Raw genomic sequence first — 16,362 nt, 5'->3', positions numbered from 1 at the left:
TTCGACCGAGTTTCAACCTGAGAATACGGTCAAATGTGGGAGCGGGCTTGCTCGCGAAGGCAGCCTCAAGTACACAGCAGTATCTATGCAAAAATAGATATCAATTGCGAACCAATCTCATCCTCTGCTAGCGTGCACACCTCCTGAACCCCACGTTCTTTTCAAGGTAGTGCCGTGCTCTCCTGGAATTCGCAGATCGCGCGCCTGTTCGCGGAGCAGAAGAAAGCCCTCGAAGCCTTCGTCACTCGCCGCACCGGCAGTGCCCAAGTGGCCGCCGACCTGACTCAGGAGTCGTTCCTGCGCCTGGCTCGCATGGACTGTGGCGATAAAATCGACAATCTCCCGGCGTTCCTCTTCACCATCGCCAGCAACCTGGTGCGCGATCACCAGCGCCAGGCCATTCGCCGCGAACGGCTGGATGCCGGCGAGCCCAGCGAAGAATTGCCGTGCAGCAACCCGGGTATCGATGAGCAATTGGCTGCCTATCAGCAGCAACAGTTGATGCAGGACGCGATTTTGGCGTTGCCTGAAGCGACTCGACAGATCTTCCTGCTCTATCATGTCGACGAACTCTCCTATCGCGAGATCGGCGGACGCCTGTCGATCAGCCCGCGCAGTGTGGAATACCAATTGCGTCGCGCCTTGATTGAATGCCGTGGCTTTATCAAGAAGCGGCTTGCCTGCGATGAACAAGGACGTCGGTCATGACCGCTACCCCCACAGCCGACGAACTGTTCGACGAAGCATCCGCCTGGTATTTCCGCCTGCAGGCCGAGGATGTCACGCCTGGCGAACTGCAGGCTTTTGCCATCTGGCTGGAGCAGGGTGATGCCCAGGATGCCGCCTGGCAGGAAGTGCAGGCGATGCTCGGAGGCTTGCATGAACCGGCGCGGGTCGTTCGCCGCGCCGAACAGGCTGCCTGGCGCAAGCCCGCACGGCGCTGGTCGCGCTGGGCCTGCGCCGCGGCCGTGCTGCTGGCGGTGGGCCTGACTGTGCAGAACACACCTTGGCTTGACCGCATGCGTGCGGACTATGCCACCGGCACCGGCGAGTCACGCAGCATCGAGCTGGCCGATGGCTCCCACCTGCAGCTCAATACCGACAGTGCCATACAGGTGCGCATGAGTGCGGGCGAGCGCCAGGTGCGATTGTTGCGTGGCGAAGGTTTCTTCGAGGTGGCCAAGGACCCGGCGCGACCGTTCGTGGTGCAGTCCGGCGACGGCTGGGTGAAGGTGGTCGGCACCCGGTTCAGTGTGGCGCGACGCGATGCGCAAACCCTCGTGCAGGTAGCGCAGGGCAAGGTGCAGGTCAGTTCCGGCAGTGGCACACCGGTGTATCTGCAGCCGGGACGGGCGGTGGAGTATCAGGACCAACGCCTGGCTGAAGTCCACGGTTTCGACGCGGCCAGCGGGTTTGCCTGGCGCCAGCGGCAACTGGTGTTTCGCCAGCAACCGCTGTCGGACGTGGTCAGCGAGCTGAACCGTTATTGGCCGGGCAAGACCCTGATACTGGGCGACGCATTGCGCAATCGCGTGGTCTCCGGCGTGTTTGAAATCGATAAACCCGACGCGGTGATCAAGGCGCTGGAATACACCCTCAACCTGCGCGCCGAGCATTACACCCCGTATTTGCTGGTGCTGCGCGAGGGTAAGGCGTCGTAGTCGCAACTTTTTGAAAATACTTTCAGGGTTTCCCGGTGAGCATTCGTCCTTGATCACTGAGGCGTAAATAGTAAGCACTCTCAAGTAGTGCCGCGCCGATCACAGACTTTTTGCACCGGGGAGCTCCACCCATGGCACACCGTTTCGCCGCATCGCCCTTGCTCGCGCTGGTCATTTGCTTGACCGGCACTGCGTCGCTATCCCTGCAAGCTGCAGAGGTCACCCAGGCCCAGGCTTACCGTTTCGATATCCCCGGGCAAAGCCTCGACGGCGCGCTGGCGGCATTTTCAGCGGTGACGCGCGTGCAGGTGCTGGTGTCCGGTGAGGTGACCCAAGGGGTGGTGTCGCCCGGGGTGAGTGGCCATCTCGGCCAGCGCGAAGCCTTGGCGCAATTGCTTGGCGGTACGGGCTTGAGTGCGGCGTTTATCAACGCCGACACCGTGACCCTGGAGAAGCGCGTAGCCACCGGCGGCGCTATCGAAGTCGGCGCCACTACCATCAGCGCTGAACGACTGGGCGCCACGACCGAAGGCAGTGGCTCCTACACCACCGGTGCGGTGACCCTGGGCAAGGGCGAGCAGAAGCTCAAGGACATCCCGCAATCGGTCAGCGTCATGACCCGTAAACAGATGGATGACCAGAACACCACCAAGCTGTCCGAAGTGGTCAAGCGCACCCCCGGCCTGACAGCGACCAAATCCCCTGGGCCCGGTATGTTCATTTTCTCCCGTGGCTTTGAGGTCGGCACCCTGCAATACGATGGCGTGGGCATCCCGCGTAACACCTATGCGTTGGGCAGCTACCTCACTGAAAACATGGCCATCTATGACCGTGTAGAAACCCTGCGCGGCCCGGCCGCCTTGCTGCAAGGCGCCAACAGCCCGGGCGGCACCATGAACCTGGTGCGCAAGCGCGGCCAGCAGGACCCGACCGTGACGATCACTGCAAAAGCCGGCTCCTGGGACCATTACGGCACCCAGGTCGATGCCGGTGGCCCGCTCAATGCCGAAGGCACCCTGCGCGGCCGGTTTGTGGCGGATTACGACACGACGGACTCGTTCGTTGACTATGCCGGTGGCTGGAATCAGACGGTGTATGCCGCCGTGGACTACGACTTCACGCCAGACACCACCGTCGGTGTGGGGGTCAGCAACCAGAAAGGCCACTCGCGCCCCAACTTCATGTCACTGCCCCGTTACGCCAATGGCAGCGATATCGGCCTGCCGCGCTCGACTTTTGTCGGCGCCAGCTGGAACCGCAACGTCAATAACCAGACCCAGGTGTTTGCCGATATCGAGCATCGCTTCAACGATGACTGGAAGGTGAAAGCTGCCCTCGTGGCCATGGATGAACACAACGACGCGACCTACCAGGCGACCTGGGATGAGATTCCCAACCCCGGCACCGCCGGCAATGTGCGTTATGTGGATTGGGTCACCGACTTCAATACCAAGAGCCGTGGGGTGGATGTGTACGTGAACGGCAAGTTTGAAGGTTTGGGCTTGCAACAGGAGATGGTGCTGGGCGCCAACTATTCCAAACTCACCACCAACGACCAGTGGGCGCGAGCAGCGACGGCCGGCGCGGACATTTTCAACATCGATCACAACCGTCCACAGCGCGACAAAAACCAGTTGTTCCAGGCGGGCAATGCTACGAAAAGTTGGTATGACATTCGCCAGAAAGGGGTTTATGGCACTTGGCGCGTCAAGGTTGTGGACCCACTGACCCTGATTCTCGGTGCACGTACCAGTTGGTATGACTATGGCTACACCGACGAGAGCGGTTCCCGGGGTGTGTATGGCGACCCAACCCGCAGCACCACGCAGAGCAATGGTCACGTTACCCCGTACGCCGGCTTGGTGTACGCCCTCAATGACCAATGGTCGGCCTACGCCAGCTACGCTGACGCGTTCGAACCGCAAACCAACCTGACCACGTCTTTGACCGTGCTCAAGCCCATCGAAGGCCAGAACTACGAACTGGGCCTGAAGGGTGAACTGGCGGACGGTCGTCTGAATACCTCGTTCGCCATCTTCCGTTATGACCAGGAAAACCGTGCGGCTCAAGACCTGCAAGGCGGCAAAGTCTGCGGCGGCTGGTACTGCTCGCTCGCCTCGGGCAAGGTTCGCAGCCAAGGCTTCGAAGCCACTTTGAGCGGCGAAGTGCTGCCGGGTTTGCAACTGGTCTCCAGCTACACCTACAACACCACCAAATTCCTCAAAGACGACACTTACGAAGGCAAGATCTTCAGCACCTGGACACCCAAGCACCTGCTCAAGGTCTGGGGTGACTACCAGTTGCCGGGCGATTGGCAGCAGTTCAGTGTCGGTGCCGGCGTAACCGCACAAAGCAGCACTGAAGCCTACGACCGCAACTTCAGCGTACCCGGCAATGCACTGTGGGATTCGCGGGTGGCCTACAAGATCAACCAGGAGTTCACAGTGGCGGCGAACCTGAACAATATGTTCGACAAGAAGTACTACATCCCTGCGTATAACGCGACGTGGGGCAGCAACTACTATGGCGACCCGCGTAATGTGATGTTCAGCATGACCTACACCCCACAGTTCTAAAGCCTGATGCATCACTTCTGTGGGAGGGAGCAAGCCCCCTCCCACATTTTGATCATCATTGTGCTTGGGGTTATCTCCAGGCAAAAAAATGCCCCGCACCTGGCGGGGCATTTTGATGCGCGGGGCTTACAGGCCGTCGAGCATTGCCTTGTTACGTACAGCACCCTTGTCGGCACTGGTGGCCAACAATGCGTAAGCCTTCAACGCAGTAGTGACTTTTCGCGGGCGTTTTTCTACCGGCTTCCAACCCTTTTTGTCCTGCTCGACCCGGCGTGCAGCCAGTTCTTCGTCGCTGATCAACAGGTTGATCGAACGGTTCGGAATGTCGATCAGCACCTTGTCACCATCCTGCACCAGGCCAATCGCGCCACCGGCAGCGGCTTCCGGGGAAGCGTGGCCGATGGACAGGCCCGAAGTCCCGCCAGAGAAACGCCCGTCGGTCAGCAGCGCGCAGGCTTTGCCCAGACCTTTGGATTTCAGGTAGGACGTGGGGTAGAGCATCTCCTGCATACCCGGGCCGCCTTTGGGGCCTTCGTAGCGGATGATCACGATGTCGCCTTCCTTGACTTCGTCGGCAAGGATGCCGCGTACCGAGCTGTCCTGGCTTTCGTAGATCTTGGCGCGGCCTTCGAAGACGTGGATGGACTCATCCACACCCGCGGTTTTCACTACGCAGCCGTCGAGGGCAATGTTGCCGTACAGCACGGCCAGGCCGCCTTCTTGCGAGTAGGCGTGCTCGACACTGCGGATGCAGCCGTTTTCACGGTCGTCATCCAGCGTATCCCAACGGGTCGACTGGCTGAATGCGGTCTGGGTCGGGATGCCGGCCGGGCCAGCCTTGAAGAAGGTGTGCACGGCTTCGTCGTCAGTCTGGGTGATGTCCCATTTGGCAATGCCTTCGGCGATCGACTTGCTGTGCACGGTCGGCAGGTCAGTGTGCAGCAGGCCGCCACGGGCCAGGGAACCTAGGATCGAGAAGATCCCGCCGGCGCGGTGCACGTCTTCCATGTGGTACTTCTGGATGTTCGGCGCGACCTTGCACAGTTGCGGCACATGGCGGGACAGGCGGTCAATGTCGCGCAGGTCGAAGTCGATCTCGGCTTCCTGGGCGGCGGCCAGCAAGTGCAGGATAGTATTGGTGGAACCGCCCATGGCGATGTCCAGGGTCATGGCGTTCTCGAACGCCTTGAAGTTGGCGATGTTGCGCGGCAGCACCGACTCATCGTTCTCGGTGTAATAGCGTTTGCACAGCGCGACGATGGTGCGGCCGGCCTGCAGGAACAGTTGCTCGCGGTCGCTGTGGGTGGCCAGTGTGGAACCGTTACCCGGCAAGGCGAGACCTAAGGCTTCTACCAGGCAGTTCATCGAGTTGGCGGTGAACATACCGGAGCACGAACCGCAGGTCGGGCAGGCGCTGCGCTCGTATTCCGCGACCTTCTCGTCAGAAGCGCTGGAATCGGCGGCGATCACCATGGCGTCAACCAGGTCGAGTCCGTGGGACGCGAGCTTGGTCTTGCCGGCTTCCATCGGGCCGCCGGAGACGAAGATCACCGGAATGTTCAGGCGCAAGGCAGCCATCAACATGCCGGGGGTGATCTTGTCGCAGTTGGAGATGCACACGATGGCGTCGGCGCAGTGGGCGTTGACCATGTACTCCACGGAGTCGGCGATGATCTCGCGGCTCGGCAGGGAATACAGCATGCCGTCATGGCCCATGGCGATGCCGTCGTCCACGGCAATGGTGTTGAATTCCTTGGCCACGCCGCCGGCCCGTTCGATCTCGCGGGCGACCAGTTGGCCCAGGTCCTTGAGGTGGACATGGCCCGGTACGAACTGGGTAAAGGAGTTGGCAATCGCGATGATCGGCTTCTTGAAGTCGTCATCCTTCATCCCCGTGGCACGCCACAGTGCGCGGGCGCCGGCCATGTTGCGGCCGTGGGTGGATGTTTTCGAGCGGTAATCTGGCATGGAGCACTCCGGGCGGCTAATCACTTATTAATCAGGTGCAAAGGGGAGTGAGCTTCTAATTGACGACTGGAACACCCGAAAAATGGCCGTGTGTCCGGAAGTTGCCACTCGCATCGCGGGATCGCCGCTTGCTTGGGCCTCGAGCTCATAAACCCGCCGGGGGATGACTGGCGATGAATAGGGCCGATTCTACACCGCTGGCGGCTGGAGGGAATGGCCGTAACCTTGAAGATAGCCGCTACAGGACATGTGGGCGCTGCTTGATCAGCGCATTCAGGGCGAGCCCGGCGGCACTCAGGATTAGAAAGCACAGGGCTAGCGCGGTGGTCAGGTTGGCGGTGGCCAGGTTGATCACCAGGCTGATCAGGCCGCCGCACATGAAAATCAGCAAGCTACCGGCAGAGGTCGCCGTGCCAGCCAGTTGCGGGTAGAGGCTCATGGCCTTGGAGTTGGCGATGGGTCGACAGATGGTGGTGCCGGCTGTGCAGATCAACATCGGGATCAGCACCGTGGCGGCCGACAGGCCGAACTGCCAGGCCAGCCAGAGCATGACCAGACCTGAAACAGTGATCAGCAACAGGCCAGTGTTGATTTGCCGGTCGGCGTCCATTTTGCGATGCAGGATACTGGCAATCACTCCGCCGCAGACGTAGGCCGCGCCATATAGCAGCAATGCCCAGGCGAATTGATACGTCGACAGGTTCAAGCGCTCCATGAAGATCAGGGGCGACATCACGATAAACGAGAAATGGCAGGCAAAGGCCAGGGCGGAAATCAACCAATAGCTGACGAAACGGAGGTCGGAAAACAGCAGCCAATAGCCGTTGAAGAACTGTAGCGGTGAAGGGCGATGGCTGCTGCGCGAGTCGTGCAGCAGGCGTGCGGACCAGAGCCACACCACTGTGGCTAACACGATAAACACGTAAAAACTCGCCTGCCATCCGCCATAAATTTGCAGCCAGGTGCCCATCAGTGGCGAGCTTGAGATGAACACTCCGCCGGCGGTGGTCATCCAGATTCGAATCCGTTGCAGTTCCCGCCCTGTAAACAAGTCCTGGATAAGCGCCTGCGACAGGGCAAACGCCCCGCACCCTACGGCCTGAACCACGCGAAAGCCGATAAACCAATTGAAATCCGGGGCCAGCAAACAACCGGCTGCACCCAGCGCCGATAAGGCAATACCTGCCAGCAGCAGTTTTTTGCGGCCGAACATGTCAGACAACGGGCCTATCAGCAGTAACGAGACGGCCAGGCCAATGGCAAAAATACTGACGGACTGGGCGATTTCTGAAGGCGTGTGGCCAAAGTGATTGGAGAGGGCGGGAAAGGATGGCAGGACTACGTCGAGGGGGAAGACGGCGAGCAGGGTCATGGTCATCAACAGTACGATGAAATATGACTTGTTTGGTGTGGCTGTACTAATAGGCATCAACCGGACCGCTCTATCCTTCCTTGCTGGGGGGAGGAGAGTCGGTGTGAGGGCAAGGGAAGTCAATGGAAATGGCAGTGGGAAACAGCTGAAAGGCCCGTAGGATCAGTCGTTGACTGTTCCTACGGGGAGCATCCCGCTGTCAGCTATTAGGCAGCAAGCGACAAGTAATGCTCTTGATATACCGCGTCTCGACAATCGCCGGATGCACCGGGTGGTCCGGGCCCTGGCCGCCGCGTTCGAGCATCTGGATATTGCGATCCAGGTGACGGGCGCTGGTCAGCAGGATGTTTTGCAGATCGTCTTCCGGCAGGTGCATCGAGCACGAAGCGCTGACCAGGATGCCGTCCTTGCTGAGCAGGCGCATGGCTTGCTCGTTGAGGCGGCGGTAGGCGCCTTCGCCATTCTTCATGTCTTTTTTGCGTTTGATGAAGGCCGGTGGGTCGGCGACGATCACGTCGAAGCGCTCTTCGCTGGCTTTCAGTTCTTTCAACGCTTCAAAGACGTCGCCTTCGATGCAGGTCATCTTCTCGGCAAAGCCGTTCAGCGCGGCGTTGCGCTCTACGCCGTCGAGGGCGAAGGCCGAAGCGTCGACGCAGAACACTTCACTGGCGCCAAAGGCTGCAGCTTGCACGCCCCAGCCGCCGATGTAGCTGTACAGGTCGAGCACGCGCTTGCCTTTGGCATACGGGGCCAGGCGGGCGCGGTTCATGCGGTGGTCGTAGAACCAGCCGGTTTTCTGGCCCTGGATCACCGGGGCTTCGAATTTCACGCCGTTCTCTTCCAGCGCCACCCACTCCGGCACCAGGCCGAAAACCGTTTCGACGTAGCGGTTGAGGCCCTCGGCGTCGCGTGCGGCGGAGTCGTTCTTGAACAGAATGCCGCTGGGCTTGAGCACCTGGGTGAGGGCCGCGATCACGTCTTCTTTATGCGCTTCCATGGTCGCCGAAGCGATCTGTACCACCAGGATGTCGCCGAAACGGTCGACCACCAGGCCCGGCAGCAGGTCGGAATCACCGTAGACCAGGCGGTAGAACGGCTTGTCGAACAGGCGATCACGCAGGGACAGCGCGACGTTGAGGCGGTGCACCAGCAGCGACTTGTCCAGCGGCAACTTGATGTCGCGCGACAGCAGGCGGGCGCAGATCAGGTTGTTCGGGCTCATGGCCACGATGCCCAGGGTCTTGCCGCCGGCTGCTTCCAGGATAGCCTGGTCGCCTGCCTGGAAGCCGTGAAGTGGGGTGGCGGCCACGTCGATTTCGTTGCTGTAGACCCACAGGTGGCCGTTGCGCAAACGACGATCGGCGTTGGCTTTGAGACGCAGGCTTGGCAGGGACATGACGTCGCTCCGGAAAAAAGAGCGGGAGTATAGCGTGTTGCGCATTATTTGGCGGCGGCACCGGACATGTGGGAGGGTTTCAGTTTGGGTTGTGGGTGTCGGTCACGTCTTCATAAGGGTTAGAATTCGCGCCTAGCCCAGAGTGTGTATTTATGTCCCAAGAGCTTTCCGCCGAGCAGATTCAACAGGCCCTGCAAGGCATCAGCGTGCCGCCCCAACCGCAAATCATGGTGGATTTGCAGATGGAGCAGTACATGCCCGACCCGGACCTGGAAGTGATCGCACGGTTGATCGCCCAGGACCCGGGCTTGTCTGGCGCGTTGCTCAAGATCGTCAACTCGTCGTATTACGGCTTGAGCAACAAGATCGCCTCGATCCAGCGTGCAGTTAACCTGCTGGGCAGCCGGTCGGTCATCAACCTGATCAATGCCTTGTCGATCAAGGGCGAGATGAGCGACGACACCATCGTCACCCTCAACCGCTTCTGGGACACCGCCCAGGATGTGGCCATGACCTGTCTCACCCTGGCCAAGCGTACTGGTTCCCAGGCCGTCGATGAAGCGTATGCATTGGGCCTGTTCCACGATTGCGGCGTACCGTTGATGCTCAAGCGTTTTCCCAACTACATGTCTGTGCTGGAACAGGCTTACGCCAACGCCGGCCCGGATTGCCGCGTGGTCGATACCGAAAACAACGCGTTCCACACCAACCATGCAGTGGTCGGCTACTACACCGCCAAGTCCTGGCGCCTGCCGGAGCATGTCACCGACGCCATCGCCAATCACCACAACGCTCTGGCGATTTTCAGTGATGAGTCGTCGCGCAACCCGCAGCTCAAGAACCTGCTGGCTATCTTGAAGATGGCCGAGCATATCTGTTCGTCGTTTCGCGTACTGGGGAGCCAGGCGGTGGACCATGAGTGGAATGCAATCGGGCACCTGGTGCTGGATTACGTGGGCCTGTCGGATTACGACTTCGAAAGCCTGAAGTTGTCGATCCGCGAACTGGGTGCGCACTGAACCGTCATTCAAGAGGTACACATGCCCGAGTTACCTGAAGTCGAAACCACCCGACGCGGCATTGCCCCGCACCTGGAAGGCCAACGCGTCAGTCGCGTGGTGGTGCGTGAGCGGCGCCTGCGCTGGCCGATCCCGGAAGACCTGGATGTGCGCCTGTCCGGGCAGCGCATCGTGCTGGTGGAACGGCGGGCCAAGTACCTGTTGATCAATGCCGAAGTGGGCACCTTGATCAGTCACTTGGGTATGTCGGGCAACCTGCGTCTGGTTGAGGTCGGTATGCCCGCGGCCAAGCATGAACATGTGGATATCGAGTTGGAGTCGGGGATGGCCCTGCGCTACACCGACCCTCGGCGTTTCGGCGCGATGCTCTGGAGCCAGGATCCGCACAACCACGAGCTGCTGCTGCGTCTGGGCCCGGAGCCGTTGACCGAGCTGTTTGATGGCGAGCGTTTGTTCCAGCTGTCACGCGGCAAGTCCATGGCGGTGAAGCCGTTCATCATGGACAACGCGGTGGTGGTGGGCGTGGGCAATATCTATGCGACGGAAGCGCTGTTTGCGGCGGGGATTGATCCGCGTCGCGCCGCTGGTGGTATTTCACGCGGGCGCTATTTGAAATTGGCGATCGAGATCAAGCGGGTGTTGGCCGCCGCTATCGAGCGGGGCGGCACCACGCTGCGCGACTTTATCGGCGGTGATGGGCAGCCGGGGTATTTCCAGCAGGAACTGTTCGTGTATGGCCGTGGCGGCGAGGCGTGCAAGGTCTGCGGGAGCGAGTTGCGCAATGTGGTGCTGGGGCAGAGGGCGAGTGTGTTTTGCCCCAAGTGTCAGAGCTGATAGCTTTGTGATGGCTGAGATTGTCATCGGGGGCAAGCCCCCTCCCACACTTTGATTTGTGAACACATTCAAAATGTGGGAGAGGGCTTGCCCCCGATGAGGCCCTCACAGGCACTAAAAAACTCAGGCCTTACCGGTAATCTTGCGGTACTTCTCCATCAACTGCTCTTCAGTCTCTGGGTGCGCTTCATCCAGCGGAATGCAATCAACCGGGCAAACCTGCTGGCACTGCGGTTCGTCGTAGTGGCCGACGCACTGGGTGCACAGGTTGGGGTCGATCACGTAGATCTCTTCGCCCTGGGAAATGGCGGCGTTCGGGCACTCGGGTTCGCAGACGTCGCAGTTGATGCAATCGTCGGTGATGATCAGGGACATGGAAACTCCTGCCAGGGCACTCTGCCAAGGCATCTGAAAACTAATGCGCGCAATTGTGCCGCATTGGCGCCCGCAGTGCGAGCAGGCACCGATTGAGCGGTCTTACTTCTTGAAGCGCAATGTCAGTGCGTCCGCCACGGCAGGATGCACGAACTTGGTGATATCTCCGCCCAAAGCCGCGATTTCACGGACTAACGTCGAGGAAATAAACGAATAGCGCTCCGAAGGCGTGAGGAACAGGCTTTCCACGTCCGGCGCCAGTTGGCGGTTCATGTTGGCCAGTTGGAATTCGTATTCGAAATCAGACACCGCCCGCAAGCCGCGCAAGAACACATTGGCGTTCTGCTCCTTGGCGAAATGCGCCAGAAGGGTGGAAAAGCCCACCACTTCCACATTCGGCAGGTGCTTGGTGACCTCTTGCGCCAGCTCCACACGTTGTTCCAGGGGAAACAGCGGGTTTTTCTTGGGGCTGGCTGCGACCGCGATGATCACATGGTCGAACAGGCGAGAGGCGCGTTCGACCAGATCGCCATGGCCTTTGGTAATCGGGTCGAAGGTACCTGGGTACAACACTCGGTTCATCGCGTCGTCCTGGCGGAGTCCGTTGGGGAACCGGATGGTATCGCAGCCATCCCGGTCGGCCAAGTCGACTTACGTAGATAAATGCCGTGAATCGAACGGTTTTTCACGCTGTTTTCAGACGTTCGGCCAAGGCTGACGCCAGTTGGGCGCTCAATCCATACACCGACAACTGGGGATTTGCCCCGATGCTGGTAGGAAACAGCGAGCCGTCATGAATCGACAGGTTACGCAGTTGGTGGTGGCGACCGAGGCTGTCGGTTACCGCATGCTTCGGATCTTCGCCCATGGCACAGCCGCCCATCACATGGGCGCTGCCGAGTGTTGTGCGGTGCAACTCCAGGTTCAAACCGTCAATCATGCTGCGCGCTTCGGCCAGGCTGTTCACGTACCGTGCGTCGTGATGCAAAGGCTTGACCGATTTGGCCCCTGCCGCGAACTGAATCTCGGCCATGCTGTGGAAGGCCCGGCGCAGGCCGTCCCAGGCGTAGGGCGAAACCTGATAATCGAGCACGGGTGTGCCATCGCCGCGTAAATCCACGCTGCCGCCCGGGCTGTCGGGGTGAAAGCCGTCGCGCAGCAGGGCGAGCATGGCGTGGGTGTGAGGCAGTTGGCTCATGTCCAACGCGTTCTGTTTGCCGTAGCCGCCAAACAAGGTGCTGGCCAATCCTGGGTGTAAGGGTGGCGCTTCGAGCTTGTAGGACATTTTGCCGGTAGTGCCGTCCTGCCATTGGAAATGGTCGGAGTAAATCGATTGCGGCGCACCGTAGAACGGGTTGATCACTTCGTCGAACAGCCCCGCCGAGAAGTTGACCAGGTGCAAGAAGGTCCGCTTGCCCAGCCGCGAATGCGGGTCGGGCGCGTCCGAGCGCATCAGTAGGGCCGGGCTATTGATACCGCCGCCCGACAGCACGTAATGCCTGGCTTTTACGGTGATCTTGCGCCCGGTCGGCGCCACGCAGCGCTCGTCCATGGCCACGCATTCCAGGCTGCTGATGATGTCGCCGCTGTATTTGAGCTGCTCGGCGCGGGCGAGGTACAGCAGTTCGCCGCCTTTCTCCAGGGTGGAGGGGATAGTCGTCACCAGCATCGATTGTTTGGCGTTCACCGGGCAACCCATGCCGCAATAACCCAGGTTGAAGCAGCCGCGCACATTGCGCGGGATCACATGCCAGCTGTAGCCAAGCTTTTCGCAGCCTTTGCGGATCACATCGTTGTTGGCATTCGGTGGAAGCGCCCAGGGTGCGATGCCCAGGCGCTGTTCCATTTTTTCGAACCAGGGCGCCATCTCGGCGCTGCTGTGGCCCTTCACCGCGTATTCGCTGGCCCAGTGGGCGAGGGTGGCGTCGGGTGTACGAAAGCTGGAGGTCCAGTTGATCAAGGTGGTGCCGCCCACAGCCCGACCTTGCAGGATGGTGATGGCGCCGTCCTTGCTCATGCGGCCGATGCCTTCCTGGTAGAGGCTGGCGTAGGCTTCGTCTTCGAGCAGCTTGAAGTCACTGCTGGTCTTGAGTGGGCCCTCTTCGATCAGCAACACCTTGTAGCCAGCGGCGCTGAGAATCTCGGCGGTGGTGCCACCACCGGCACCGCTGCCGATGATGGCCACATCGGCTTCCAGGGTCAGGTCGTTGTTGAGGGCGGCGCCATTGTGGGTTTTCCAGCCACGGGCCAGGCCATCGCGGAACAGATCGGGTACGGGCATCAGGGTCGTCTCTGGTTTTTATCGTGAGGGATGCGAATCAGATCTTCGGTGGGCCGGGATAACCGCAATGGGCCCAGGAGGCGGGCCGAAAATACCAGGCCATGATCACCAACTTGAGCAGCGAGCCCTGGCCCATGCGTAACAGGTTCAGGTAGCTGTTTTCCCAGCGGTGCAGGAAGTTGCGGATCTGCTCGCTGCTGGCATTTTCCCAACTGCCCCAGATACCGGTCAGCGGGCCGCGGGTGATGCCCATGCCCAGCACGTCGAATAACTGCTGGGTGAGCTTGAACATCTCCGGCGACAAGTTTTGCAGGCTGTAGTCGAGTTTTTTCAGGGTGTCTTCAATGCCTGCGACCACTGTCTCGGCGCTGGCCGCACCCTCCAGCAGCACTGGGATCACCGCGCGCAAGAACGGCAAATCACTGGCGCGCAACATCGCGAAGCCGCTGGCCGGCGTACTGCTGGAGCAACCGCTGAGACTGGCGCCAAGCCCGGCCGTGGCGAGGAAAGCGCTGGCGCACAGGCCGATTTTCAAGACGCCGCGCCGAGACAGTGCGGGTGAATCGTTCAGGCTGGGGTTCATTGTTTTTATCGTCCTGAAGGTGACGGTTATCAGCGGATAAACAACTTCTGGATCAATTTCTGAATCGATTTGCCGTAAGGGGGGTAGATCAACTTCGCCGCGTTCAGGCGCTGTTTAACCAGCACGCCCTTGGCCTTGCTGAATGTCAGGAAGCCTTCATGGCCGTGGTAATGGCCCATGCCCGACGGGCCGATGCCACCAAATGGCATGTCGTCCTGGGCTACGTGCAGCAAGGTGTCGTTCAGGCATACGCCGCCGGAATGGGTTTCGTGAAGCACACGCTCCTGCTCGTTCTTGTTGTAGCCGAAGTAGTACAGGGCCAGTGGGCGTGGACGCTGGTTGATGTAGGCAAAGGCTTGGTCAAGGCCGCGATACGGCACGATGGGCAAGAGCGGGCCGAAAATCTCGTCCTGCATGACTGTCATGTCGTCGCTGACATTCAGCAGCAGGCTGTGGGCCATACGTCGAGCCTGGCCTTGCTCGTACAGTGGGACCAGGGTGGCGCCCTTGTCGGTAGCGTCCTTGGCGTAGGCATTGAGCCGGGCCAGTTGCCGCTCGTTGATGATGGCGGTGTAGTCCGGGTTGTCGGCCAGGGTCGGATAAAACCCACGCACGGCCTTGGAATATGCCTCGACAAACCCTGCGACGCGGTCCTCCGGCACCAACACATAGTCTGGCGCCACACAGGTTTGCCCGGCATTCAAGGCTTTGCCGAAGGCGATGCGCTCGGCGGCGTCCTTGAGCGGTACATCGGCCGAGACGATGGCTGGTGACTTGCCGCCCAGTTCCAGGGTGACCGGCGTGAGGTTTTCGGCCGCCGCACGCATCACGTGTTTGCCAATGCTGGTGGCGCCGGTGAACAGCAGGTGATCGAAGCGCAATTTGGAAAACGCCATGCCCACTTCGGCTTCGCCCAGCACCACGCACACCAGGTCCTCGGGAAAGATCCTGGCCAGCAGCGCCTTGAGCAGTTCGCCGGTGGCCGGCGTGGATTCGCTGAGCTTGAGCATCACCCGGTTGCCGGCGGCCAAAGCCCCGACCAGCGGGCCGATAGCCAGATACAACGGGTAGTTCCACGGCACGATGACGCCGACGACGCCCAACGGTTGATAAATGACTTTGGCCGAGGCGGGCTGGAAGGCAATGCCTACAGCGCGGCGGGAGGGTTTCATCCAGCCCTTGAGGTGTTTGCTGGCATAGTGAATGCCATGCAGGCTGGGCATCAATTCGGCGAACAGGGTTTCGTCTGCGCTGCGATGGCTGAAGTCCTGGCTGATCGCAGTGATCAGCGCCTGGCGTTCGTCGCTGAGCACATCGCGCAGGGCCTTGAGCCATTGTTGGCGTTGCGCAGCCGGTGGCATCGGGTTGGCGGCGTAGGCGCGACGCTGGGCTTCGAACAGCTCCTGGAGGTGGTCCAAGGCCTGGGCATCTTGCAGGTAGGCAACGTTGGCAGACATGGCGCAGTTCCCGATTGTTATAGGTCTGCCTGGATTTTTAGAGTTATTGCTCTAAATTGTCAAATAACATTGCAGTAACATCCAGATTTAACCTGGCCGGCATAGGCCGTAAGATGCCCCATCCCGTGTTTGGAAGCTGATCCCCCATGGCACCACGAGTAAAGACCAGCGAGCGCATTGTGCAAACCAGCCTGGAGCTTTTTAACCAGCAGGGCGAGCGCAGTGTCAGCACCAACCATATCGCCGCCCATATGGAGATTTCTCCGGGCAACCTGTACTACCACTTCCCCAACAAGCAGGCGATCATCGCCGTGCTGTTTCGCGAATATGAAGCCCTGGTGGACAGTTTCCTGCGCCCGCCCCAGGGGCGCACGATGGTGGTGGAGGACAAGCGCTTTTATCTGCAAGCCGTGCTGGCGGGCATGTGGCGCTATCGTTTCCTGCACCGCGACCTCGAACATCTGCTGGAGAGCGATCCGGAACTGGCCACGGGCTATCGGCGGTTTTCCCAGCGTTGCCTGATCCAGGGCGGTGCCATTTACCAGGGGTTTGTCGATGCCGGCATTCTGAATATGGACCCGGTGCAAACCGAAGCCCTGACCCTGAATGCCTGGATCATCCTGACCTCCTGGGTGCGGTTCCTGTGCACCACCAACGAAAAGTCCACCCACCTGAGCGCCGAGGCGATCAAGCGCGGGGTGTACCAGGTGCTGGTGTTGGAGGCGGGGTTTGTCACGCCCCAGGCCAAAGAAGCGGTGGATGCGTTGTTCAAGGAATTTTACGTGCCCCTGAACCAGGCACTGGAAGAAGTGAAGTAAGACCTTTCCCCTTTGTATTCAC

The 16,362-nt window shown here is 60.2% G+C and carries 14 protein-coding genes; 6 read left to right on the top strand and 8 right to left on the bottom strand.

The features are described from left to right. Positions 1–174: 174 nt before the first annotated feature. The 3 genes from FW800_RS19575 to FW800_RS19565 all read left to right on the top strand — a co-directional run bounded on the left by FW800_RS19575 (position 175) and on the right by FW800_RS19565 (position 4,237). Positions 175–708 carry an RNA polymerase sigma factor gene (locus FW800_RS19575; RefSeq protein ID WP_446438269.1) on the top strand — a complete coding sequence of 178 codons (534 nt, stop codon included), beginning with the start codon at positions 175–177 and terminating at the stop codon, positions 706–708. Further along, complete coding sequence (locus FW800_RS19570; protein WP_446438268.1) at positions 705–1,661, top strand: FecR family protein; 957 nt, start codon at positions 705–707, stop codon at positions 1,659–1,661. Before FW800_RS19575 ends, FW800_RS19570 begins: the two co-directional genes overlap by 4 nt. A gap of 131 nt (positions 1,662–1,792) precedes the next feature. After that, positions 1,793–4,237, top strand: a complete 2,445-nt coding sequence (locus FW800_RS19565; RefSeq protein ID WP_103734221.1) for a TonB-dependent siderophore receptor — start codon at positions 1,793–1,795, stop codon at positions 4,235–4,237. 126 nt (positions 4,238–4,363) lie between these two features. Here the strand turns inward: FW800_RS19565 and ilvD are convergent, their stop codons facing one another. The 3 genes from ilvD to FW800_RS19550 all read right to left on the bottom strand — a co-directional run bounded on the left by ilvD (position 4,364) and on the right by FW800_RS19550 (position 8,973). Further along, entirely contained in the window at positions 4,364–6,205 is a 1,842-nt protein-coding gene (gene ilvD, locus FW800_RS19560; RefSeq protein ID WP_446438267.1) for a dihydroxy-acid dehydratase, read from the bottom strand. 238 nt (positions 6,206–6,443) lie between these two features. Further along, the gene (locus FW800_RS19555) at positions 6,444–7,634 is read right to left on the bottom strand and encodes an MFS transporter (protein WP_446438266.1); all 1,191 of its coding nucleotides are present in this window, start codon (positions 7,632–7,634) and stop codon (positions 6,444–6,446) included. Positions 7,635–7,776: 142 nt separating this feature from the next. Then, complete coding sequence (locus tag FW800_RS19550; protein WP_005792302.1) at positions 7,777–8,973, bottom strand: class I SAM-dependent rRNA methyltransferase; 1,197 nt, start codon at positions 8,971–8,973, stop codon at positions 7,777–7,779. 206 nt (positions 8,974–9,179) lie between these two features. On the opposite strand from FW800_RS19550, the gene FW800_RS19545 reads away from it, so the two are divergent. Both FW800_RS19545 and mutM read left to right on the top strand, forming a co-directional pair. After that, entirely contained in the window at positions 9,180–9,992 is an 813-nt protein-coding gene (locus tag FW800_RS19545; protein WP_446438272.1) for an HDOD domain-containing protein, read from the top strand. 21 nt (positions 9,993–10,013) lie between these two features. Beyond that, positions 10,014–10,826, top strand: a complete 813-nt coding sequence (gene mutM, locus FW800_RS19540) for a bifunctional DNA-formamidopyrimidine glycosylase/DNA-(apurinic or apyrimidinic site) lyase (RefSeq protein ID WP_005792299.1) — start codon at positions 10,014–10,016, stop codon at positions 10,824–10,826. Between the two features lie 123 nt (positions 10,827–10,949). On the opposite strand, the gene FW800_RS19535 is transcribed toward mutM, so the two are convergent. The 5 genes from FW800_RS19535 to FW800_RS19515 all read right to left on the bottom strand — a co-directional run bounded on the left by FW800_RS19535 (position 10,950) and on the right by FW800_RS19515 (position 15,522). Next, entirely contained in the window at positions 10,950–11,201 is a 252-nt protein-coding gene (locus FW800_RS19535) for a YfhL family 4Fe-4S dicluster ferredoxin (RefSeq protein WP_003195146.1), read from the bottom strand. Positions 11,202–11,303: 102 nt separating this feature from the next. Beyond that, entirely contained in the window at positions 11,304–11,783 is a 480-nt protein-coding gene (gene coaD, locus FW800_RS19530; protein WP_003195136.1) for a pantetheine-phosphate adenylyltransferase, read from the bottom strand. Positions 11,784–11,886: 103 nt separating this feature from the next. Beyond that, the gene (locus FW800_RS19525; RefSeq protein WP_446438265.1) at positions 11,887–13,482 is read right to left on the bottom strand and encodes a GMC family oxidoreductase N-terminal domain-containing protein; all 1,596 of its coding nucleotides are present in this window, start codon (positions 13,480–13,482) and stop codon (positions 11,887–11,889) included. A gap of 37 nt (positions 13,483–13,519) precedes the next feature. Next, positions 13,520–14,065 (bottom strand): hypothetical protein, encoded by a 546-nt coding sequence (locus FW800_RS19520; RefSeq protein ID WP_005792296.1) that lies wholly within the window; start codon positions 14,063–14,065, stop codon positions 13,520–13,522. 29 nt (positions 14,066–14,094) lie between these two features. After that, entirely contained in the window at positions 14,095–15,522 is a 1,428-nt protein-coding gene (locus FW800_RS19515) for a coniferyl aldehyde dehydrogenase (RefSeq protein ID WP_032878902.1), read from the bottom strand. Between the two features lie 146 nt (positions 15,523–15,668). Here FW800_RS19515 and FW800_RS19510 point away from each other — a divergent pair, with 146 nt between their 5' ends. Next, positions 15,669–16,340, top strand: a complete 672-nt coding sequence (locus FW800_RS19510; protein ID WP_005792294.1) for a TetR/AcrR family transcriptional regulator — start codon at positions 15,669–15,671, stop codon at positions 16,338–16,340. Positions 16,341–16,362: the final 22 nt, after the last annotated feature.

The organism is Pseudomonas sp. 910_23, assembly GCF_052850795.1.
Note: the sequence above shows the minus strand (reverse complement) of the source record. Positions and strands in the feature narration are given on the sequence as shown.

What these genes read in the sequence shown, in the direction of transcription:
- FW800_RS19570 (WP_446438268.1), top strand. Translation starts at nt 705, where the DNA reads ATGACCGCTACCCCCACAGCCGACGAACTGTTCGACGAAGCATCCGCC.
- FW800_RS19565 (WP_103734221.1), top strand. Translation starts at nt 1,793, where the DNA reads ATGGCACACCGTTTCGCCGCATCGCCCTTGCTCGCGCTGGTCATTTGC.
- ilvD (WP_446438267.1), bottom strand. Translation starts at nt 6,205, where the DNA reads ATGCCAGATTACCGCTCGAAAACATCCACCCACGGCCGCAACATGGCC.
- FW800_RS19555 (WP_446438266.1), bottom strand. Translation starts at nt 7,634, where the DNA reads ATGCCTATTAGTACAGCCACACCAAACAAGTCATATTTCATCGTACTG.
- FW800_RS19550 (WP_005792302.1), bottom strand. Translation starts at nt 8,973, where the DNA reads ATGTCCCTGCCAAGCCTGCGTCTCAAAGCCAACGCCGATCGTCGTTTG.
- mutM (WP_005792299.1), top strand. Translation starts at nt 10,014, where the DNA reads ATGCCCGAGTTACCTGAAGTCGAAACCACCCGACGCGGCATTGCCCCG.
- FW800_RS19535 (WP_003195146.1), bottom strand. Translation starts at nt 11,201, where the DNA reads ATGTCCCTGATCATCACCGACGATTGCATCAACTGCGACGTCTGCGAA.
- coaD (WP_003195136.1), bottom strand. Translation starts at nt 11,783, where the DNA reads ATGAACCGAGTGTTGTACCCAGGTACCTTCGACCCGATTACCAAAGGC.
- FW800_RS19525 (WP_446438265.1), bottom strand. Translation starts at nt 13,482, where the DNA reads ATGCCCGTACCCGATCTGTTCCGCGATGGCCTGGCCCGTGGCTGGAAA.
- FW800_RS19520 (WP_005792296.1), bottom strand. Translation starts at nt 14,065, where the DNA reads ATGAACCCCAGCCTGAACGATTCACCCGCACTGTCTCGGCGCGGCGTC.
- FW800_RS19515 (WP_032878902.1), bottom strand. Translation starts at nt 15,522, where the DNA reads ATGTCTGCCAACGTTGCCTACCTGCAAGATGCCCAGGCCTTGGACCAC.
- FW800_RS19510 (WP_005792294.1), top strand. Translation starts at nt 15,669, where the DNA reads ATGGCACCACGAGTAAAGACCAGCGAGCGCATTGTGCAAACCAGCCTG.